Source organism: Arthrobacter sp. 179, assembly GCF_052379645.1.
Classification (GTDB): Bacteria; Actinomycetota; Actinomycetes; order Actinomycetales; family Micrococcaceae; genus Arthrobacter_H.
In genome coordinates this window covers 38,291-60,060 of record NZ_JBQSYU010000006.1, presented here as the reverse complement: position 1 = coordinate 60,060, position 21,770 = coordinate 38,291, and the positions used below count along the sequence as shown (strand labels likewise).

Here is a 21,770-nt window from a genome sequence, read left to right as displayed (position 1 = left end):
CTCGAATCTGAGCGGGCAGCGTCTAGCTGAAGGGTCTCCTTTACCGGACGAGTGTGCCGGACTCTATAGTGAAAGAATGTCAGAGAGCCTATGCCAGTATGTGTTCTCCGTGCGCATTGGCAGCGCTGATGGTTCCGTACAAGTCGTACGTAAACAACGCCATTCCAACAATTTCGGCATGTCTAAGTGCCTCGCGAGTGTAGCTATGTGCTGTGAAGAACAACACGTATTCGGCTCCAGTTTCACGTCCGGTCCCGCTCAATTGTCGTACAGCTTGAACGCCTGTTGCTGACCCTTCATTTTTAACTTGGGCAATCGCTTTGGAACCCGAAATATCCACTCCGCCATCGGCGCCACCCCGAGTCAAGCGAGCATCGGAGAAGCCCATGTGACGTGTCCAAGCCAGAGCATTGATCTCTGCTCTTTGCCAACTGTTGATTTGGATCGCTTTTGGCTTCCGCGCAGCTTGGGATTGCCGCAACTCGCGCGTGTTGCTCCCCTCGTTCATTGCCTTCTCGCGCGCTCGGTATTGAGCTTTTTCGCGGCGTTCTTCTCGTTCCTCTCTTCGAATGCGTCTGGTGTCTTGATCTCGCGCACGGGCTGCGTTTCGCAGTTTCTCCTTCTCAGCTGCCCGGGCAGCTAACGCACGCCTTTTCGCTTTCTCTTCGTTACTGCGAGATACCGCTGCATTTTGTTCGCGAACAACAGAAATTCGTTTTCCCACTAGCTGTGCCGCCTCCTCGACAAGGTCTTCCTCGGAGGCGGCAGGACGGCCGCGGACTAAGCCTTCGAGCATCGCCCACGCGTATCTGTGGAGCGACGAGTAGTCGAGGTCGCTTAGATTGTGGTTGTTTTCGACAGCGATCATGACCTCGAGGTCAAGATCGCGCGTAGGCCTTTCCTCGATCTGCTCGAGAACCGGTTCGTCAGTTCGAGGGAGCTTTCCGAACATGGCTTTGGAAAGTGTCTGAGATTTAGTTGGAGCTTCTGGTGTTTGGGCGCGGGCGCGTTCGTACTGACGTAAGGCATGTGCCATTTGTGAAAAACACTTCTGGTTCATTTCTTCAACACGATGAGGCATTTGTGAACCTATAGCTTGGATCACGGCGTCCCCTCCCTGACTATTGCTCTTCATGAGTTGATCGGATGGATTGGGCCATCGATTCCATTTGCTCGATGACGAGCTTGATCGCTTCGGGCTGCTTATCCGGCGGGTAACCGTTGATCACGAGGAGTCGCTTGATGGACGAGCGGAGCTTGGCCCGAACGTCTTCACGTACGGTCCAGTCCGTGCGCACATCGCGGCGCATGATCGCCACCAGTTGGCGGGCAATCTCTGCCAGGACTCCTTCGCCCTGAACCTCGACCGCGGATTCGTTTAGTGCGACGGCGTCGTAGAACGCCAGCTCGTCTTCGTTCAACGGGGGAGTGAAGCGCTGACCGCGTTGGGACTCCTCGGCGACCTCCTTCGCCAGCTCGACCAGTTCGGCGATGACCTCGGCCGAGGTCAGCTGCTGGTTGGTGTACTTGTTCATCAGTTCGGTGATCCGCTCCGAGAACGCCCGCTGCCGGATGGTGTTGTGCTTGGTCGATTTCGCCGACTCGTCGGCCACGAGTTTGCGCAATGCCTCGATGGCCAGCTGCGGGTTGCGGGCCTTCTGTGTCTTGGCGACGAACTCCGGGGTGAGATCACTCAGCGATGGCTTGGGCATGCCGGCCGCTTCATAGATGTCCAGCACCTCGCCGGTGGCGTCCGTCGCGGAGGCGATGAGTTGACCGAGCATGCGCTGGATCTCCTCGGGCACCGGTTCGCCGCGGGATTGGCGGTCCTGGGCGTCGTACTTGCCCATCCAGACGCGGATTTCCTCGTACACTTGGATCTCCGGACGCAGTTCCTCCAACCTGCCGGAGCCCGTGCACAGGGCCCATGCGCGGGCGAGTTGGCCGGCCGTCTGCCGGTAGATGACCGCCAGCGTCGGGGCTTCGTCCGCGGGGGAGTTCCCCTCGGTCGCCGGGTCGCGGAGGTAGTTCACGGCCCCTGTGATGGCGTTCAGGAAGGACTTCGGCCCCGGCTTGGCCAGCACCGCCCGCCAGTCATATCCGGCCAGAAGCGCCTTGATCTGCTCCACCAGTTCAACGGCAAGGCCCGCGGCCTCGTCCACGTTCTTCCCGACCGGCTTCGCCTCCTGGTCGGTGCTGGAGTATTCGGCCAGTGCCTTGGCCAGGTTCTCGGCCAGCGGCGCGTAAGCGACCAGCAGGCCATCCTCCTTGCCTCGGAAGGTCCGGTTGACCCGGGCGAGGGTCTGCATCAGCAGGGCGCCCTTCAGTGGGCGGTCCAGATAGAGGGTGTGCAGGGGAGGGGCGTCGAAGCCGGTGAGCATCATGTCCTTGACGATCACCAGTTCTAGCTCGTCGGCCGGATCCTTGAGTCGTTCCTTGATGGTGTTGTTCATCGAGTCGCGGCGGACGTGGTTGGAAACCGGAGGGCCGTCTGAGGCATTGCCGGAGTAGACGACCTTGATCCGACCCTTCTCCAGCTCGTCGGAGTGCCAGTCGGGTCGCAGCCTGATGATCTGGTTGTACAGATTCGCACAGATTTCGCGAGTCCCGCCCACGATCATGGCCTTGCCATGCGTCGCCGAACCGCCGGTGTCGGCGATGAACGGGGCCATGGTGTCCCGACGGGTCTCCCAGTGCGCGACCAGATCCCGGGCAAGCTCCTCGAGTCGTTCGGGGGCTCCGTAGACGGCGTTGACCACGGCGACGGACTGCTCGATCCTCGCCCGTTCGGTGTCGTCCAGCCCGGTGGTCGCCTCGTCGGCGGCGGTGTCCAGGTCCTCCTGGGTCAGGTCGGCGGCCAGCTGCACCTTGATCAACCGCGGCTCGAAGTAGACCGGAACGGTGGCGCCGTCCTCCACAGCCCTCGAGAGATCGTAGACGTCGATGTAATCGCCGAACACGTCCCGGGTGTTGCGGTCCTCGAAGGAGACCGGGGTGCCGGTGAACGCGATCAGCGTGGCGTTGGGCAGCGCATCGCGCAGGTGCCGTGCGTAGCCGTCGAGGTCGTCGTAGTGGCTGCGGTGGGCCTCGTCGACGATAACGATGATGTTCTTCCGGTCCGAGAGTAGCGGGTGCACCGTCCCGGACTCCTTTTCCTCGGTGGTGCGGCTGAACTTCTGCAACGTGGTGAAGTAGATGCCGCCGGTGACCCGGCCGGAGAGCTCGGTGCGTAGTTCGGTACGACGGCGGATCTGCTTGGGCGTATCGGGTAGCAGCTGGGAGCGGGCGAACCCGGAGAAGAGTTGCCCATCGAGTTCGTTGCGGTCGGTGATCACCACGACGGTGGGGTTCTTCAACGCCGGGTGGCGCATCACCCGGTTGGTGTAGAGCTCCATCTCCATGGACTTGCCCGAGCCCTGCGTGTGCCAGACGACGCCGGCCTTGCCGTTGGTCCGCACCGCGTCGATGGTGGAGCCGACAGCCTTGGTAACGGCGAAGTATTGGTGGGGCTTGGCGATGCGCTTGAGCAGTCCCTCGGCGCCGCCGTCGAACGCGGTGAAGGAGTGGAGCAGCTGCAGGAAGCGGGTGGGGTTGTAGAGCCCGGCCAACGCGGTTTCGATGGGAAGGACCGCATCACCGTCCACGGTGTGTCCGGGCGGGACGGGCTCGCCGTCGTCGTCCACGTTCCAGGGGGAGAAGTGATTCAGCGGGGTGAACGGGGTCCCGTACTTGGCGTCGATCCCGTCGGAGGCGAATGTGAAGACGCAGAACCTGAACGCCAGTGGGAATTCGCGCAGGTAGGTCTCCAGCTGGGCGTGCGCGGCGGCGACGTCGGCAGCCTGGGAGCCGGCCTTCTTCAGTTCCAGGATGCTCACCGGCATCCCGTTGCAGTAGAGCACGACGTCGAAGCGGCGCCGGTAGTCGCCCTGCACGAGGGTGACCTGGTTGACAGCGAGCCAGTCGTTATCCGTCTCCTCGGTGCCCAGGATCCGCAGGGTGGGGTTCTGCTCGGTGCCGTCAGGGTCCAGGTAGGAGATCCGGTGGCCTTCGACGAACATCCTGTGCATCCGGTGATTCTCGGTGATCGCATCCTGCGAGGTGGGGGCGGCGATGGTGGCAAGGGCCTGTTGCAGATACTGTTCCGGGACGCCGGGGTTCAGCCGGCGCAGCGCGGTCAGCAGGCGCGGACGGATCAGCAGGTCGTCCCAGGTCTCCCGCTCGCCCGGGCCGGGCGCGATCTCGTCCCCGTGGGTGGGCCGCCAGTTCTGGTCGCCGAGTTGTTCCAGGACGAGGTCTTCCCAGTCGGCCTCGGTGAAGCTGGTTTGCAGTGTCATTTCGTGCCTTTCCCCCGGCTTGTCCCTGTCATGAAAACTATTCCGAAGTATCAAATCTCTGATATTGCAGTCAATATCTGCAAAACCACCGTGTGATTTCTAGTAGACAGTGTTCGGAAGTCTGCGGTCTTCGTCCTTGTCACCTCGAAGTCAGATCGTAGCGGTCACGGCTTCCGCAGCTTCCTTCGTTCGTAGTTTGCCCGATATTAGTCGTGGGAGCAGGGCATCCCGAGTCTCCCTGAGAAGGCGACTTTCGAGATCCGTTGCGTGGGCAGAATTGAGTAGGACGGATATCGATTTTCCTGCTCGCAGAACGTCTTCGTCCGCGGGCATCGGAATTAGAAGAGAGTCGACGTCCTGCTTATTGACATGCTGTTGGGCGGCGCCAGTAGCCTTCCTTAACAGTTGCGGGATTTCGCTGCGAATTGCGAAGTGAAGCCAGCTGTTGTGGTCAGGTCGGTCAGACCACGCACCAACTAATGATTGATTCCCTGCAGCTTCGATTTCAAGTCGGGCGACTTTACCCAGAGTTGCACCAGTAATCGCGATCAGCGTCGTTGCCACAGGCATTAATTTGGCAGCGCTCCTAGCGAGTGCGTCTGCTGTGATTAATGCTGAGGGTTCAACGATACGATCTTCGTTAGCCTTTCCTGAGTTGAGCCAAGGCACGGTGCCGTTCGACCAGTACTCTGGCTTGGCTCTGCTAGGCGTTCCGCCGAGAACTGTCGTGGCCAAAGAAGATAGTGGAACGTGAGCGGTGACAAGATCCAGAGAAGTTTCATGCTCTAGAGCCGCTAGCTCGAATAGCTTGTTTGCGAGCCGGTCGTTGGCGGCAATTTTGTCGTCGAGGGCGCCGAGGACTTCGGCGATAATTTGTTGTTCCTTCACGGGCGGCCAGCTCACGGAAAGTGGGTGTAAGTGGTTGCGGTTCAAGGTTGGATTTGCGGAACCAGCATCGAGCCATGAGACGTCAAACCGCGACATAAAGTAGTAGACGAATCGGGGATCGCTACCTTTGAAATCCTGAACCCACAGCGTAGTGTCGTGTGGCCAATAGTCGGAGGGCAGATAGTAGGCCTTGCCTAAGGTGCCCTTACGTCCAATGACAACGCCTGGACCGCTCGCTGACGGTGTGTCGTGGTAGCTGCTGATTCCGCCGGATGAGACAACGGGGATGTTTCCTGCACGCTGGGTTGCTCGGGTGATGTCAAATCCGCGTTGAAAATTGAGCACTTCTCCGAGCGTCTTAGTCTGCCAATCAGGCATCGACCCTCCCTAACTGTTCGCGAACGACCTGCGACAGCCGCTGGGACTCTTCGAGCTGGTCAAACAACTCCTGTTTCAGGCGTGCGATCTTGGCCTCGACGGGTTGGCCGTCGTCCTCAACATCGACTGCTCCGACATAGCGTCCCGGCGTGAGGGCATATTCTGTGGCCTTGATCTCCTCCAAGGTGGCCGAATAACAGAACCCCGCCTCGTCGTCGTACTCCACACTCGCTGCGCCAGCGGAACCGCGCCAGGCGTGGAAGGTGCTGGCGATCTTGGCGATGTCCTCGTCGGAGAGGGCGCGCTCGGCGCGGTCGACCATGTGCCCGAGGTTCCTCGCGTCGATGAAGAGCACCTGCCCGGTCCGGTCCACGGAGCCTTGTGCTCCTGCGGTCTTGTCCTTCGCGAAGAACCACGTACACACCGGGATCCCGGTGGAACGGAACAGTTGCGTGGGCAGGGCGACCATACAGGAGACCAGATCGGCCTCAACTAGCTGGGCGCGGATCTGGCCCTCTCCGCCGGAGTTCGAGGACATCGAGCCGTTGGCCATCACCACGCCGGCGGAACCGCCCGGAGCCAGCTTGGAGATGATGTGCTGGATCCACGCGTAGTTCGCGTTGTTCACCGGCGGGACCCCGTAGCGCCATCGGGGGTCTGATTCGTTGCGGGCCCAGTCCTTGATGTTGAACGGCGGGTTCGCCATCACGAAGTCGGCCTGCATCTCCGGGTGCTGGTCGCGGGCGAAGGTGTCGCCCCAGCGCGGGGCCAGGTTGGCGTTGAGCCCGTGGATGGCCAGGTTCATCTTCGCCATCCGCCAGGTGCGCTCGTTCAGTTCCTGTCCGTAGACGGAGATCGCTGTGCGGTCCTCGTTATGGGCGTCCAAGAACTTCTCGGTCTGCACGAACATGCCGCCCGAGCCGCAGCAGGGGTCGTAGACCCGCCCGTGGGTCGGCTGCAGGAGCTCCACCAGCACGCGGACCACACCGGCCGGGGTATAGAACTCGCCGCCGCGCTTTCCCTCGGCGCGGGCGAACTTCTCCAGGAAGTACTCATAGACTTCCCCAAGCAGGTCACGGGCCCGGCCGGCGCCCTGACCAGTGAAACGGGCAGAGTTGAACAGGTCGATCAGCTCGCCCAGCCGCCGCTGGTCGACGCTATCGCGGTTGAAGATTTTCGGCAGGGTCGCCGCCAACGAGGGGTTGGCCGCCATGACCGCATCCATCGCCGCGTCGATGAGTTCTCCGATGTTCCGCGGCGGAGCCCCGTCGATGGCCGGAAGGCCCTTGGCGTTTTCTGCCAGATGCTCCCAGCGCGCTCGGGCGGGAACCCAGAAGACGCCGCGCCCGGTGTATTCGTCGGTGTCGTCGATCAGCTGGGCGATCTGGTCCTCGCTCATCCCGTCGGTGGCCAGTTCCTCGGCGAGCTGGGTGCGCCGCTCGGAGAAGGCGTCGGAGACGTACTTCAGGAACACTAGCCCCAGGATCACGTCCTTATACTGCGAGGCATCCATGGAGCCGCGCAGTTTATCGGCGGCCTTCCAGAGGGTGTCCTTGAGTTCCTTCATGGTCGACGGCAGCGTTGCGGCCTGGTTCTTCTTCGGGGGCACTACGGCCTTCCTTCCATGGTGGGTAGTTCTTCATCAAGAGTAGCGATCACGCCGGCGGCGGCGCCGTCGAGCAATAAAGCGGTCAGGTCATCGACCCGTTGTAGCCCTTCCAGCAGTTCGTCCCGTGTGGCCTCGACCCGGGCCAGCACGGCGCCCAGACCGGAAGCCGCCTCCGGGGTCAAGCTTCGCACAGGCCACTGACGCCAGAGGCCTCCCGGTGCCGCGTTGATGTCGGCCGCAATGACGTCGGGGACCAGCGTCGATTGGCCGGCGTTCACCCGCAGGATCCGCGCCGGATACCGCACGACGGCGGACCCCGCGCGGTCGATGACGGCTCGCGGTCGTGGGCCGGTGCGGAAGATGATGTCGCCGGGTTCGGTCAGGGTGGCTCGCGGATGCTCTGCGGCGAGGACCATGACGTTGATGTGGTGATCTTTGGGGTGGCTGATGCCGGGTTCCAGGCGGTCGACGTCCCAAACGGGGAAGCCTTCACTACCGAGGATTTCCGGTTCGATACGCGTGCCGGGAAGGTAGCGGAGCTGGTTCTTCGCCAGCAGCGTGCCGAGGCTCTGCTGGGTGCGCGCTTTGTGCTGTGCGGGAGCTCTCTGGCCTTCTTTCGGGGGCACGTCGAAGGTAATGCCCAGCCTGCCGGTAGGAACCGGCGTCGACTCGATGGCGTCCATCGCTGACTCGAGGCGGACTAGGTGGTCCACGGCTGAGGGTTCCGCTCCCGCCGGCGACGGCGCAGTCGGTGGAGTCGACGAAAGCGGCGAGGCCGACCAGGAGGCCAACAGAGTGGGGGTTGGGACCAAGCGGGCGAACCGGAAGGCGTGGGCCGAAATCTCCCGCCGGGTCCCCAGCGAAGCCGAGAGGTCACTGATGAGGTCCTGCCGGGCTGCGGTGTCCAAATTCGCGGCCGAGAGATCCGCGATCATGGTCCACCGATCGGCAATGGGCACGTTCGCATGCGCCGGCCCCAGGACCCAGAGCGCCATGGCCCGCCGCGGGCTGGCTGGCAGAAGCTTCTCAGGCAGCCGGACCGAGGCGCGAATGCGCCCGGTGCGCAGGATGCGCGAACGGGCGCCCTCGCCGACGCCGCGCAGTTCGTCGGTCAACGCTTCGGCGGGAGCGAGGATGACCGCGCTGTCCCAGGTACCGAGGTGCTGGACGAAATCCTCCAGGCTGGTGAGCACTTCGGTGGCTGTGGGGGAGGGGAAGCCAGGGGCCGGGAACTGGGCGACGTGGACGATCGGGCCGCCGGTGAGGCCGGGGTCCGCTGGCCCATGGTTTCCGTCGCTGCGCAGGTGGACTTTGAGTCGACGCTCGGCCAGTCGGGTGAGTGCTGCCCCGGTGCCCTCTAGGGTTGCGGAGGAGGACACCAACCCGAATCGACCCGGCAGGGATTCCCCCAGTTCCCGCAGGATGGCCAGCGGGATATCGCTGCCGCCAACTGAGGCATCGAGGAAGGTCGGCACGACCTCGCGGCCTTCGCCCAGGCGCCGGGCCAGCTCCACCGCGGTCCCCGCCGCCAGGGCCACAACCTCGGGCGCGAGGCGCGTCTGAGACAGCCCCAGGAATCTGCCCGGCATCTCCTGCACGATGGCTTCCATGGCGGCCTCCGGACTGAAGGCGGCATCAACGAGCTCACCGGCCAGCTCGGAGCACCCGCGGAGTTTGTCACCTAGCGCTTCGATCTCTGAGTAGAGGTAGGTGTCGTCCGGGTCCATCTCGTCCGCGGCGTCGACGATATCCTCCTCGTCCAGCATCGACAGTGCCTGGCCCGTGCGGCCCTGGAGCGTGACGAGCGCGGTCACCGCCAGCGGATCGTCAATCGTCGAGATCGCGTGGACGGCCACGTCCAGCGCCGCGTCGGGATTATTGCCGCGGCCCGTTTCGGTCAGCCAGCGGGCAATGTCATCGGCGTCGAACAGCTCCTGGGCGCCTCGCATCGTTGCGGCAGCGGGGAATGCGCGGCCCGTGGGGCTTGTGCGCTTGCGCCACATGCTGACGACCGGGCGGCGAACCTGTGCCAGGTGGGCGACATCGGTGAGGGTGAGCAGCTGTTGCCGGCCCATGATGCCTCCCTGATCCCGATGTTGATGATGTCGAGGCTTGAGTCTAAGCACAAACACCACTAAGCACGCATTCTGGTTGATAACCCTGCTTATCAACAAAAATCTTTGTTACGTTTCTCGGTTTCTCTAATGTCAGTGGTGTTCCGCCGGGCTTCTGGCGGAACCGGCGGGAGCTCTCAAAGGCAATTGGGGGTGGGGCTCCCGCCACCTCTCGCACCTCGACGTAAGGCAGTCCACCATGGAACACCCAACCGGAACCCGCGATCCCTGGCAGCAGCCCGGGCCGCCCGCCGACCTCTCCGAGCCGGTTCGACTGGGGCCGTCGATCGGCAAGCCCTGGGCATTCGGCATCATCGGCCTGGTCATCGGCGTCGCGATCGGAGCGATCGTCGGACAACTCTCGACCGGCACCCCGGCGGTGCCGGTCGAGAGCCAATCGGCTGCGTCCACTCAGCTCATCACCGACGCCGTGGCCGACTGCGACGTCGAGGACTCCTTGGGTGTCGACGTCATGGATGAGGGGGCCAGTCTGCAACTGTCCACCACGGGCGAGGAATCCAGCGGCGCCAGCTACATCGAGGTGATCTGCGTGTTGCAGAAACTCGATGTGCCCGAAAGCGTCGTCGCCCGCTTCGGAACCACCCGGGCCCTCGACGGACAACAAACCGCCGACTGGGATGGCTTCACGGCCTCCTGGGGATACCACCCGGACACCGGCCTGGACATCGTCGTCGAACCCCAGCCACAGGACTAGCCACCATGCCTATTGGAGGAACCTTGGAACAAATGACCGAGCGCCCCGGAGCGACGCCCCACAGCAAGGCTCCCCGCCACTGGCGGAAATGGATTGCGGGCACCAGCGTCGCCGTCGTTCTCATGGGAGCCGGCGCCTGGGCTGGTAGCGCGAGCACCGATCCCACGAGTAGCGAGCAATACGCTTCGCTGCAGAGCGAACTCGCCACGACGGCTGCCGAACGCGACTCCGTCCAGGAGCAGCTCGACGAAACCACCTCCGACTACGAGACCCTGTCGGGCGAAATCGACGACCGTGAACTGGCCGCCGACGAGAAGGAGGCAGCGCTCGGCCAGCGCTCCGAGGAACTCGATGAGCAACAGGGCGCCGTGAAGAAGCGCGAGAAGGCCGTCGGCGCTGCCGAAAAGGAAAAAGCCGCCAACACGGTCACCGGGGGCACCTGGACCGTCGGCCTCGACATCGCCGCCGGCACCTACCGCGCCAACGAACCAGTGGATTCCGAATGCTATTGGGCCATCATGCGCACCGGCAGCAATGGCGACCTCATCGAAAACGACATCCCCGGGGGAGGACGCCCCAGCGTCACCCTCTCCAAGGGCCAGGACTTCAACACCAGCCGCTGCGGCAGTTGGACCAAACAGTAAAACCATGCACGACGGCGGTGCCTCCTCCCCAGTGGATGGAAGCCGCCGCCAACCCCACCACCAACAGGAGAAGAATCATGAGCACCACCATTCATCCCGAGGAATCCGCCACCGACATGGCGCCCACCATCGGCCAGAAGTCGTTCATCGTAACCTGGCTCCTTTCCCTCTTCCTGGGTGTCTTCGGCATCGACCGGTTCTACCTTGGCAAGGTCGGCACCGGCATCCTCAAGCTGGTCACGTTCGGCGGTGTCGGCGTCTGGGCCCTCGTGGATCTGATCATCATCCTGTCCGGCGGGATGCGGGACAAACGCGGACTGGCACTGCGCGGATACGCAGAACGCAAGGTCATCGCCTGGATCGTCACCGGTGCCCTCATTGTGATCAGCGCCGTAACGGGCGGGAATACCGCCTCGCAAGCCGGCCAATCGGCGGCGGACGTGCCGGCGACCGTGCCGACCAGTGAAGCGTCCGCAGCCCCGGCGGCGAAAACTGCCGAAGCTGCACAGGAAGCATCCACGAAGCCCGCACCCGCCAAGGAAGCGGCTGAAACCTGGACCCAGGTGGCCACCCTGAAGGGCAAGGCCGACTCCGCCAGCTCGACGTTCGAACTCACCGGAGCCGAAGCCCGCATGACCTACAACTTCGAAGGCTCCGGCGACATGGTCCTCGGCAGCATCTACCTGCTGACCGAAGGTACAGACCTGATGAAAGACGGCGGAGTCCCCGAGGTCATGATCGACGAAGGCGGCAAGGGGTCGACGGCACTTCACAAGTCGCCGGGAACCTACTTCCTGGACGTGAACAGCGCCGGCTTCACGGGCTGGACCGTGACGATCGAAGAGAAGAAGTAGGAACAACCCACACCTTGAGTGCCACTCGCGCCGAATGAGCTGAGAGAGGCATCGGCGAGAGCGGCACTTCGGTCAAATCACACCATTGAGAACGGAATTGAAGCCATCCGTGTCCCTGCCTACTTTTCAAATGAGTTGCCCACTCCGGAAGTCCACCATGTACATAGCGATTGCCTGGTCGGGAAACGCGTCCCATTCCCAAACCGACGATCCGGAACGAATGGGACCCCGTTGTGCAAGAAATGTGCGTCCCATCAATATTTGTGTGACTGGCCGAGGATCTGGTGAGGGTGACGGCAATTCTTCTTCGGTCTTGGCCTGCTCCGTTCGAGATACTTCGGCTTCGACGAGGTACGGGTGCCATTCTCTTCTAGGATCGAGGGTCTATTATCGGGTGGAGATTTAAGCAACTTGTGGGGGCACAATGGATTCGGGGAATCTAGATAAATTACGCGCACTAAAGCAGCAGCTGGCTATAGGGAGCACACGAGACTCTTCTCGGGGAGCAAGCCAAATTGCGGCACGGATAGCGGCAGCTCCGCCGTCAAAAGAATCGATTCGAGAGCCAGCCGAATCGGAGCCGCTGCACTACGAATCAGGGGGAACTTCACCGCAGGTGCCGGGTCCAGTGGATCGAGAACCATCGAGGGCTCGGAAGACCGGGGATATCAACCGGCGAAGAGACCGAAGTGCCTTCGGAGCAAAATCAGTAGTCGAAATCGCCCAAGATCTCGAGATTCCCATCCGAGACGTCGTGGAAATGCTGCGCAACCACCTCCACCTACAGGGCGTTATTTCGCTGGAGAGGCTTCTGGGCGCAGATCAAATTCGGCAAATTCGGAAAGTGTTTGAAGCGCGATCGTTGGTTCGAGCCGCGACTCCCTGGGAGTACTTGCCGAAGCCGACTGGGGAACTGAGCTTTGAAGAATTTGAATTGATTGACGCCCAGCTCAGGGCAGAGCTACAGGCCAAGCAATTCCTACCGGCACGATCCCAAGTTGCTTCTGCACCGGGTAGTTCATGGTCGACAGTTCGACGCCATGCAGAATCATTGACCAGATCGAGGCCCAAGCAAACATCGATTAGACGTCCCAAGATTGCCGCGTCGGTGGTCAATCCCATCAGGTCAATCAGTGATGAAGAAGACGGCCCTCGACTCATCACGGCGCCAACGCCTCAAGCTCGAAAATTATCGGAGCCACGTACTGGGTCCGGCAAAGTGATTGCTGGGCATCCTTTGGACACGGCCAGGAAATTGCTCGAAGTCATGAATGATTTTTCACCCGGTCGATACCCTGATCTGTTTGAATTGCTGATCGCGTGCCTGCGAGAAGTCGATTGCAGCCGGTTGAAAGACGACCGTTTGAGCGCGAAGCGACACAACTTCCTGCTAAGCATCTGCCGTGAGAAGTACGGAATCTTCGCTTACTCCGCCATGGCGAGCGAGTTGTGGCGCGCTGCGCGAACAGACACGACGAGGGACCAGAGGGTTCTACTGGCCGACATTAAGAAGCTACAACCGATGCATCGCGGGCTTCTTACTGACTTGGCCCGACGACAGTTCATCGCTTGGGATGTTTCCAACACGGCCTATCGAATGCTGACAGTGTCGTTCGACGATCTCGAAGATTGGGCACTGGGGCTTGCCCGTGGACAGTATGCATGCGTGCCCGGCAGTTTCGTGACGATGGGGCACAACGGAAGAGACGCTTACGAAGTTGTCCACTTCATGGCCGCCTGTGCAATGTCCTTGAGGACCGGCGTGCACAAGGTGGCGACGAAACGGGTCGAAACCCTAAAGAGTCGAAGTGAGCTTGTAGGGGCGATGGGGCGCCCGGCGCGGCGGCGGGCATTGAACTACATTCCGGAGTCAGCATGGCTAATACCAATCACTATTACCGGGCGTGAAGTCAGGCTAGTGCTGGACGAAGACTTCTACAAAGACTACGGAGGGCGGCGCCAACATGAGGTGCGGGGACATTTGCGCCGTATTTCTCGGGTTGGTGAAATCAACAAAACTTGGATTCAGCCGCATACCAGGGGCGGCAACGCGGATATCGCCAGTGGCAAGACAGCGCTGAGAACCCCAGCGGTCACAATTCGAAGAGGCGGAAAAGCATAGTCGAGCGCCAACCATGGTGCTCAGATGGCTAGAATGACGGCTCGCGGTGATAGAACCAAGAAGGTACACAACAGAGCACGGGGGAGCTATGGGAAACGGGAGACAGGTCCGTTTGTTCTTGGTGGACGGAGCGCCAAGCGGCATTCTGACGGCGGAGATCATGAACTGGACAGGCCGAGTCGTTTCCGGTTCAAGGTCAGATCTGAACGAAATCCTAGGTCGGGGCGAAGCAAATTCACCAGGGGTGTATTTCTTGCTAGGCGACAACCCGGAGGACCCCGACCGGCGTTCGGTCTATGTCGGAGAAGCCGACGATGTCGCAGTACGGCTGCGGCAACACAACAGCGCCAGTACGGGTAAGGAATTCTGGAACCGCGTGATCTTCCTGACCAGTAAAGATGCCAATCTCACCAAGGCGCACGTGAGGTATTTGGAGAGCCGATTCATTTCGCTGGCCATAGAGGCCAACAGGTCTTCGTTGGAAAATGGCAACGAATCGTCCAAGATCAGTCTCCCGGAAGCTGACCTCTCAGACATGGAGTATTTCATTAGCCAGGCCCAGATCGTTCTACCGGTCCTCGGGCTCGATGCGTTCAGGCGCCGTCCCACCCCAACGCAGTCGGTAGGGGCCCTTGGAAGCAAGTATTCTTCGCCGGTTTTCGAGATGAAGGTGCCCACAGCAGGCGGCTTGGCCCGTGCTCAGGATATTGACGGTGAGTTCGTTGTTGCGGCTGGATCGCAAGCCCGCTCGAAGTGGACAGGCGTCGGTCATTCCTACGGGGGACTCTATGAGCGGTTGTTCTCCATGGGAGTGCTCAAAATCCAGGATGGAGGCTGTGTCTTCGCCGATGACTATGCGTTTGCCAGTCCCAGCGCAGCTGCTGCCATAGTGGCGGGTAGAGCCGCCAACGGGAGAACTTCATGGCGTGACCCGGTATCGGGACAGACCTTTGCCCAATGGCAGGAACAGCTTGCTCCGCCACTGGCGGATGAGGCATGACCCAGGCTTGGGACCGGTGAAATGAGTTCACTAATTTCCTGGCTCGACGCGAGCGCGGAGGAGACTAGCCGGATGCGCGAGCTCGTCAAGCTTTTCGAGATGCCGGAAAGTGTCGACGACCTGGCGCTCGGCCAGTTCCGAGACACCATCAGCAACGCACTATTCCCCGGGACTTCCGTACTGCACGTCGCTGCCCGCTATCTGGTGTTGGTGCCGTGGTGTTTTCAAGCCGCCGGCAACGCCCGAAGCGGCGAGAAGGTCCGTGTTGCCGGTGAGCAGACCGAGCGGCGGCTGATTCGTCGCCTCCAGGAGGTCGGCGCCGCACGATTCATCGGTAGCAGCGCGGGGGACCGTGTCGCCCAGTTGCCTTCTGCCGCCTATTGGTCGGCACTGCGCGCCTGGGGAATCGCTCGTGGAGATGTCGAACGCAGCGGCATTGGCGAAGCCATGGCCGAGGAAACCGATCTGCGGGCCCAAGGCCTCCCAACGGAACCGGTCTGGCACGCGGGCCTACCGCCGGTGCCGGCAGGATTTCCGGGAACCGACGAACAAGGCATCGAACTCAACCGCGTCGAAGCCGAGTGGCTTCGGGACCGGATCCTGGCAACCATCGGCGACTCCCTGCTCGCCCAGATGGCTGCCAACCCGAAAAGCCTCCACAAGAAGAGCGAAGCGCCGTGGGCCGACCCCTGCGCAAAGAGCGCCACTGGAGAAGCCGCCGTCTGGTTGGCCCATGCCGAGTCCTATTCAGCACTTCAGCGTGGGCTCGATTCGACCTACTACGATCTGGTCACTGCGCAGGCGCATGTCAAGTATGGGAATGCCGAAGACGAGCCGGACCGGGATTTCGTCGATGAGTGGCATACCGGTGAGGACTACCGTGAACTGCTTCGACACTGGGACCTCGATGACTTCATCGTTCGCGCTAAGAAGGCCAACCCACGCATCCAGCCACACAGCACCGACTTCCTGCGCCGTGCGGTCAAGGAGCTCGCATCCGGCCGGAACCCCGGAGACAACGAGGTTCTGCAGCGAATGGTCCGGGACCGTGAGAAGCGTGCCAAGGGAGCCAACTCCCGCTTCACCAACGAACGTCGTCTACGGTCTTGGAAAGCTCCGGACCGGATCAACCAGCAGACCTTCCGCTGGCAGCAGGTCCGCACCATGATCGTCGACCTGAGGGAAGGACTCGCCCGTGCTTGACCCCGGAGCCCGTGAAGCCCTCACCGAACAACTCCGCCCACCTGCCGGCTACCGGCTCAGCCAGGCCGTCGGCACCACCTTCACGCTCGACATGCTCAGCGCACTGGCCGTCCCACTAAGCTTCGTCAAGGGAACCGGGGACGATCCCTCCAACGCCGTGGCCGTCCTCAATGCGGTGCGCAAGGTCTCCGACCGCGTCGACGTCTTCTGCCAGGCCGGGCTCATCCGCGCACCGCGCCAGGCGAACGATCTGCTCGCCGTCCTCGAACCCATCGTCCACCAGGTCCTGCCGCCCCGGCGCGGCACGCTGTTCCACCCCAAGATTTGGCTCCTCGAATACGAATCCGAGGACGACTTTTGCTACCGGTTCCTGTGCAGCAGCCGCAATCTCACGCCCGACACCACGTGGGACCTGCTCGTCCGATTGGATGGTCGCCTCGAGAATGAGTACGACGTCGGTGCTCCGGCCCCCGTGGACAACGCCCCTTTGGCGCGCTTCATCAGCGCTCTTCCCGGCCTCGCAACGGTCGAGCTCCCCGAGGAAGGAGCGCGCCGGATCTCTGGCCTTGCCCAGCGTCTGGCGACGGTTCGGTGGGAGCTGCCGCAGGACATCAACTCGTTCGCGTTCCGTCCGCTGGGCGGTGGCGAATCCTTTCCACTAGACTCGCTCGCGACCTTCCTCGAGAAGCCGGGAACTTCCACCGGGCTCAATGGAAAAACCGGGAGCAATCGTTCCTTTGGCGGTCAGCGCCTGCTCGTGGCCCCTTTCATCGACGACACCACCCTGAGCATCCTGTCCCAGCACGGAGCACGTTCGCTCGAGGTCTTCGGCCGCGGGCCTGAACTAGATCGTCTCTCACCGGAAACCCTGGAGAACACCAGAACCACCTTCAACGCCATCGACGACATCGGTCTCGGGGTGGACGACGAACCCTCCGAACCGAGCCCGGCGGCAGAAGACCTGCGAGGACTGCACGCCAAGGCGTTGTTCACCGATTTCGACCACACCACCCACGTCCTGATGGGTTCCGCCAATGCCACCCACGCTGCCTTCCACAGCAACGTCGAGTTCTCCGTGGAAATGACCGGTCCGAGAAGCCGGATCGGCACGGACAAGATCCGCGAATCACTCACCAGCCTGCCCTTCATCGAGTTTGCCGGAGAAGGCGGGGTGGAACGGACCGAGGACGACGAAGCCGAATGGCGGCTGCAAACAGAACTGATCAAGGCGGCTTCCCGCTCCTTCACCCTCGATGCAATCCGTGAGAAAAAGGGGGACGGGTACGAGGTGAGAATCGAGCACGGTTACGCTCCGCCGTCGCATATGACCGGCCGCGTCGGCCTCCTCACTCTGCCGGCGCAACTCACGCCCTTGGGACCGGGCATGTCCGGACAGCACCACACGTTCCGCAACGTTCTGCTCGAACTAGTGACTCCCTACGTCCTCGTCGAACTCCGTGATACAGCCAGCGGGCTGGTGCGCAGCTCCGTCGTACAAGGGGTCCTGCGCACGGATGTCGAGGGCCGGATCGACCACATCGTCGCCAGCCAGCTCAACACCCCCGAAAAGCTGCGGGCTTTCCTGCTGCTCTTCCTGACCCCGGAGGAGCTGTCCCCGCTCGGAGGCAGCGGGGCCTTCAACGGATTCTTCGGTTCGGCAGGAACCACGGGGACGTTCGCCGGCCTTTTCGAAGCCGTGGCCGGCGCCGCGGCAAGCCCCGACGCAGCCGAACTGTTCGCCGACCTGAAACCCATCATGGATCGGCTGGAAACCGTCATGGGCGAAGATACCGAGGTCGATGAAGTACGCCGACTCTGGGAAGCAGCCGTCGAAGCCGTGGGAGGCAGACCATGACCGCCTTCAACGCCCGCCCCATCCTGGCCGGGCTGAAACCCTTCCAAAAACGTACCGTCAACCACGTGATCAAACGGTTCTACCACGGGGCTGAGACCACCGACCGTTTCCTGGTCGCCGATGAAACCGGGCTGGGGAAATCAGTCGTGGCCGCCGGCGTCGTCGCCCGGGCCATCGAGCATCTCGAAACCGTGGACGAGGTGGGCCGGATCGACGTCGTCTACATGTGCTCCAACACCGATCTGGCCAAACAGAACATCGACCGAGTCAACGTGACCCGACAAACCGACGTCATCGAATCCGGCCGACTGTCGCTGCTGCCGCTGGAACTGGTGCGCCTGAATGCCCCACCGGCGGAGAACACGGCCAAACGCGTCAACTTCATCTCACTGACTCCGGGCACGTCGTTCAGCGACGGGCAGCGCCTGGGTAATGCCGAGGAGCGAGCCGCCGTCTACCTGGTCCTCGAAGAGTTGTTCGGAGAGCGAGAGCAGCGCTCCGAACCCAAACGATTCCCCGCCGACATCGAGCCGACCGTCGTCGAGCTCCTGCGCGGTGGTTCAGGAGAACGAGGATTCCGCTACCACATCAATCGGCTCAAAAGGCGGCATCCCGAAGGCTTCGAACCCTCGGTCCGGAACGACTTCCGGAAACGCGCCACCGAACGGGGCCTGATGCGCCACTTCAAGAAGCTGCTCCGTTCCGAGGAACCTGCCGAGGCTCTGCGTAGCGAGATGCCTGACCTCATCCGTGACTTCCGCGCTGTCCTGGCCGAAGTGGGACTGGAATGTTTGGAACCTGACCTGATCATCCTCGATGAGTTCCAACGCTTCCAGGATCTGCTCCGGGCACCGTCCGATAATGCCGAACTGGTGAACGCGGCTGAACTGGCGCGGCAGTTCCTCAATTACGACGACGCCAAACTGCTGCTGCTGTCGGCGACCCCCTATAAGGCGCTGACCAGTGGGCAGGACGATGCCGGCGAAGACCATGCCAAGGAGTTCACCGAGTTGCTCGGGTTCCTCGCGCACGACGAGCCAGCATGGATGACGACGCTGGACAAACTCCTCGCCCGGCGACGCCGACAACTGGCAGCCATCGAACCCGGTGACAACGCCACAGCCGTGGAGCGGCACCTGAGGAAGTACATGTGCCGGACCGAACGGCCACAGCTGGGCGACGACAACATGCTCACGGTGATCCCGATGGCTCCCAACGACGTCCGGCCCGCAGATCTGCGATCCTTGGCGTCCTTGACGAAGCTCTCCCGCGCAGCCGGTGCAGGCAATCCCGTCGAGTACTGGAAATCCGTTCCTTATTTCGCGAACTTCCTCGGCGAATACCAACTGGGACGGGTGCTCGACGGGTCAGTGTCCGGGGAGGCCGTCGACCTTCGCTCCCTGGCGTCCTCGACGACGACGATCGACCGGGACCGGTTCCACTCCTTCGAACGGTTGGAAGGAGACAACGCCAAGTACCGGGCGGTTGAGCATCATGTGCTCGACTCCGGCCTATGGAAGCTCCTGTGGATGCCGCCGTCATGCCCCTATAACGAGCCCTCCGGAGCCTATGAGGACGTCGGGTCCGGGGCCACGAAGCAAGTGCTCTTTTCGGCGTGGAACGCGACCCCGAACTCCGTGAGTACCCTGCTCTCCTACGAAGCAGAACGTCGGATCATGTCCCTCGCTGACGACGAGGCGGAGAACACCGCCGAGGCCAGGGCACGCTTTACGGCCCGCCTGGCGTGGAGGGTGCGCGACGGGGCGCCGCAGGCGATGTCGGCGTTGGGACTGGTGGTTCCGCATGCGGAGTTCGCCGAACTCGTGGATCCCCTGAAGCTCATCGAACAAGATCAGGGCCAGCCGGTCGAACCCCGTCTGCTCCGGGAGCGCGCCGAAACCATCATCCGGGGTCGCATGCGAGAGGGGGAACCCTACGCAGATCGGACACTTGCAGGCTCCTACTATGGTGCGGGCAAGGCCCTGCCGCACGCCTGGAAGCGCGACCGTGAAGCTGCCGTCGAGGGGATCGCCTCCGTCGACGAACTGGCGTCCGCGGATCCCAGCATGCAGACAGACGAGGCTCCGGCCGAAGGCTCGAACTTCATGGTCCATGCCGAAAGGATGCTCGACCTGGCGGAGACCGGCGGGGGCGCTTGGCGTGAGGGGACCGGCGATCTGGCGCTGAACTCCCCGGCGAACTGCGTGTACCGCGCGCTAGGACGTGTCCTTCCCGGCTCATTCGACAAGGTGGAGCATTGGCGGGCGGCACTGTTCGCCGCCGAGGGACTGCGCACCCTCTTCAACCGCCAGGACGCCACCGTCCTGATCGATAGCCTCTACCCGAGGCTCGACTACTGGCAGGCGGTCCTGCGTTATTGCGCGGACGGCAACCTGCAAGCCGTCCTCGACGAATACGTGTTCCAGCTGCGCAGCCAGCAACCCCGCGGTCCTATGACGGTGGAACTGCTCCGCGACATCGCTGCTGGTATGCGGAGGGCGTTGTCGCTGACATCGGCCACGCTGCGGGCCAAGGACCCCGGCGAAGAAGGCCGGGGATTGGCACTCGCTACCCGGTTCGCCGTCCGCTACGGGGGAGGGCGGAGCGAGGACGGTTCGGCCCAACGTCTGCCTGATGTGCGCGCAGCCTTCAACAGCCCGTTCTGGCCCTTCGTCCTCACGTCGACGTCGGTGGGACAAGAAGGGATCGACTTCCACTGGTGGAGCCACTCGGTCATCCATTGGAACGTGCCCACGAACCCCGTGGACTTCGAACAGCGCGAAGGCCGGGTGCACCGCTATATGGGCCACGCCGTGCGAAAAAACGTCGCAGCAGAACACCGGGCCGATGTCTTGGCCCGCGGGGCGAAGAACCCTTGGGCGGAGTTGTTCAAGGAAGCCGAGGTATCTGCTGAGTCGTTGCCGGGCAAGGTCCGTGAGTTCGCGCCGTATTGGGTGCAGCCAGGCGAACACAAGATCCAGCGCCGACTGCTCGACCATCCGCTGAGCCGCGATGTCCCACGCACCCAGCGAATGCTCTCTTCACTCGCAACCTACCGGCTGGCCTTGGGACAGGCCCGCCAGGACGACCTGATCGAGACCATCCGCAATCATGAGGTGCGGGCGTTGGATTTGCGACCTTCGGGCACACCAAAAACTGGGGAAAACATGAACGACGAAGAACCGACTGAACTACCAGCGCCAAAAGACCTCCTGAACGCAGCACTCAACTTCGCCGAGCGCACCTCCAAATCCCGCGTGGAATACCACCGGCGTCGTCACCCGGACTTCGACGCATCCCAGCTCGTGAGACTCCTGGATAAGGATCTGGTGGTTGCCTTGACCAGCCAAGGAGTCGGTGTTGGAACTGCCGCAGCAGCTCCCGGCGTGGGAACGTCGGTGGCGCTGGTAATGGCTGGTGGGGAAGCTGCCGCCACGATGAACTGGACGGCGGTCTACATCTTGGCCCTCGCCGAGGTGCAAGGGATCAGCATCATCGACATCGAGCGCAAACGAACCTTGCTGTTGACCGTGCTGACGGGTGGGGGCGCTCAGCGGGCTGCTTCGAAGGTCGCTGGGAGAACCGGCAAGTTCTGGTCCTCAAAACTGGTCAGCAAGGTGCCCGTTCAATGGTTGCGAGGCGTCAATTCGGTGATGGGCAAGAACTTCATCACCAAATACGGAACCAAGCAGGGCATCGTGGTCCTCGGCAAAGTCGTCCCCTTCGGGGTGGGCGCAGCCATCGGCGGAACGATGAACTTTGTGATGGCCCAAGGACTCATCAAGAGTGCCCGTCGCGTGTTCGAAATTGAGGTCGCCGTGGACACGGTGGTTGACGAAGAGGACCTTCTCGAAGATTCGGACCTTTAGGAGGGCGGCGGGGCAGCAGTCGGGCTAGCGCCTGGTTCGCTCTTTCACAGGTGAAATGATGCGTTGCCTGTCCAGAGCCGTCCCCGTTGAAGTCCGCCCGAGGTTTCGGAGGCCATACATAGTTTCTGGCCATGGGGTGGGAACTGGGCGGTCTCAAAATGAACGATTTCGGCGACTAGTAGCGT

13 protein-coding genes are annotated in these 21,770 nt (G+C 62.2%); 8 read left to right on the top strand and 5 right to left on the bottom strand.

What is annotated here, in order from left to right; translation table 11 throughout:
• Positions 1-88 precede the first annotated feature (88 nt).
• From ACT3UE_RS05590 to ACT3UE_RS05570, 5 genes are all read right to left on the bottom strand, one after another.
• On the bottom strand, positions 89-1,135 hold the full coding sequence (locus tag ACT3UE_RS05590) for a restriction endonuclease (protein ID WP_444566364.1): 1,047 nt from the start codon (positions 1,133-1,135) through the stop codon (positions 89-91).
• Positions 1,122-4,334 (bottom strand): type I restriction endonuclease subunit R, encoded by a 3,213-nt coding sequence (locus ACT3UE_RS05585; protein ID WP_444566363.1) that lies wholly within the window; start codon positions 4,332-4,334, stop codon positions 1,122-1,124. The genes ACT3UE_RS05590 and ACT3UE_RS05585 overlap by 14 nt, the downstream gene beginning before the upstream one ends.
• A gap of 150 nt (positions 4,335-4,484) precedes the next feature.
• Positions 4,485-5,600 carry a restriction endonuclease subunit S gene (locus ACT3UE_RS05580; RefSeq protein WP_444566362.1) on the bottom strand — a complete coding sequence of 372 codons (1,116 nt, stop codon included), beginning with the start codon at positions 5,598-5,600 and terminating at the stop codon, positions 4,485-4,487.
• On the bottom strand, positions 5,593-7,167 hold the full coding sequence (locus tag ACT3UE_RS05575) for a class I SAM-dependent DNA methyltransferase (protein ID WP_444566398.1): 1,575 nt from the start codon (positions 7,165-7,167) through the stop codon (positions 5,593-5,595). The genes ACT3UE_RS05580 and ACT3UE_RS05575 overlap by 8 nt, the downstream gene beginning before the upstream one ends.
• A 41-nt stretch (positions 7,168-7,208) precedes the next feature.
• A complete protein-coding gene (locus tag ACT3UE_RS05570) occupies positions 7,209-9,284 on the bottom strand; it encodes a hypothetical protein (RefSeq protein ID WP_444566361.1) in 2,076 nt (691 codons plus the stop codon).
• A gap of 238 nt (positions 9,285-9,522) precedes the next feature.
• Here ACT3UE_RS05570 and ACT3UE_RS05565 point away from each other — a divergent pair, with 238 nt between their 5' ends.
• From ACT3UE_RS05565 to ACT3UE_RS05530, 8 genes are all read left to right on the top strand, one after another.
• Entirely contained in the window at positions 9,523-10,038 is a 516-nt protein-coding gene (locus ACT3UE_RS05565; protein WP_444566360.1) for a hypothetical protein, read from the top strand.
• 32 nt (positions 10,039-10,070) lie between these two features.
• Positions 10,071-10,682 carry a hypothetical protein gene (locus tag ACT3UE_RS05560; RefSeq protein WP_444566359.1) on the top strand — a complete coding sequence of 204 codons (612 nt, stop codon included), beginning with the start codon at positions 10,071-10,073 and terminating at the stop codon, positions 10,680-10,682.
• 77 nt (positions 10,683-10,759) lie between these two features.
• Positions 10,760-11,536 carry a TM2 domain-containing protein gene (locus ACT3UE_RS05555; protein WP_444566358.1) on the top strand — a complete coding sequence of 259 codons (777 nt, stop codon included), beginning with the start codon at positions 10,760-10,762 and terminating at the stop codon, positions 11,534-11,536.
• Between the two features lie 754 nt (positions 11,537-12,290).
• The gene (locus ACT3UE_RS05550; RefSeq protein ID WP_444566357.1) at positions 12,291-13,658 is read left to right on the top strand and encodes a hypothetical protein; all 1,368 of its coding nucleotides are present in this window, start codon (positions 12,291-12,293) and stop codon (positions 13,656-13,658) included.
• A gap of 121 nt (positions 13,659-13,779) precedes the next feature.
• Positions 13,780-14,658 carry a GIY-YIG nuclease family protein gene (locus ACT3UE_RS05545; RefSeq protein ID WP_444566397.1) on the top strand — a complete coding sequence of 293 codons (879 nt, stop codon included), beginning with the start codon at positions 13,780-13,782 and terminating at the stop codon, positions 14,656-14,658.
• Positions 14,659-14,679: 21 nt separating this feature from the next.
• Positions 14,680-15,861 carry a DUF6361 family protein gene (locus tag ACT3UE_RS05540; RefSeq protein WP_444566356.1) on the top strand — a complete coding sequence of 394 codons (1,182 nt, stop codon included), beginning with the start codon at positions 14,680-14,682 and terminating at the stop codon, positions 15,859-15,861.
• A complete protein-coding gene (locus ACT3UE_RS05535) occupies positions 15,854-17,716 on the top strand; it encodes a phospholipase D family protein (RefSeq protein WP_444566355.1) in 1,863 nt (620 codons plus the stop codon). The genes ACT3UE_RS05540 and ACT3UE_RS05535 overlap by 8 nt, the downstream gene beginning before the upstream one ends.
• Positions 17,713-21,585 (top strand): C-terminal helicase domain-containing protein, encoded by a 3,873-nt coding sequence (locus ACT3UE_RS05530; protein ID WP_444566354.1) that lies wholly within the window; start codon positions 17,713-17,715, stop codon positions 21,583-21,585. Before ACT3UE_RS05535 ends, ACT3UE_RS05530 begins: the two co-directional genes overlap by 4 nt.
• Positions 21,586-21,770: the final 185 nt, after the last annotated feature.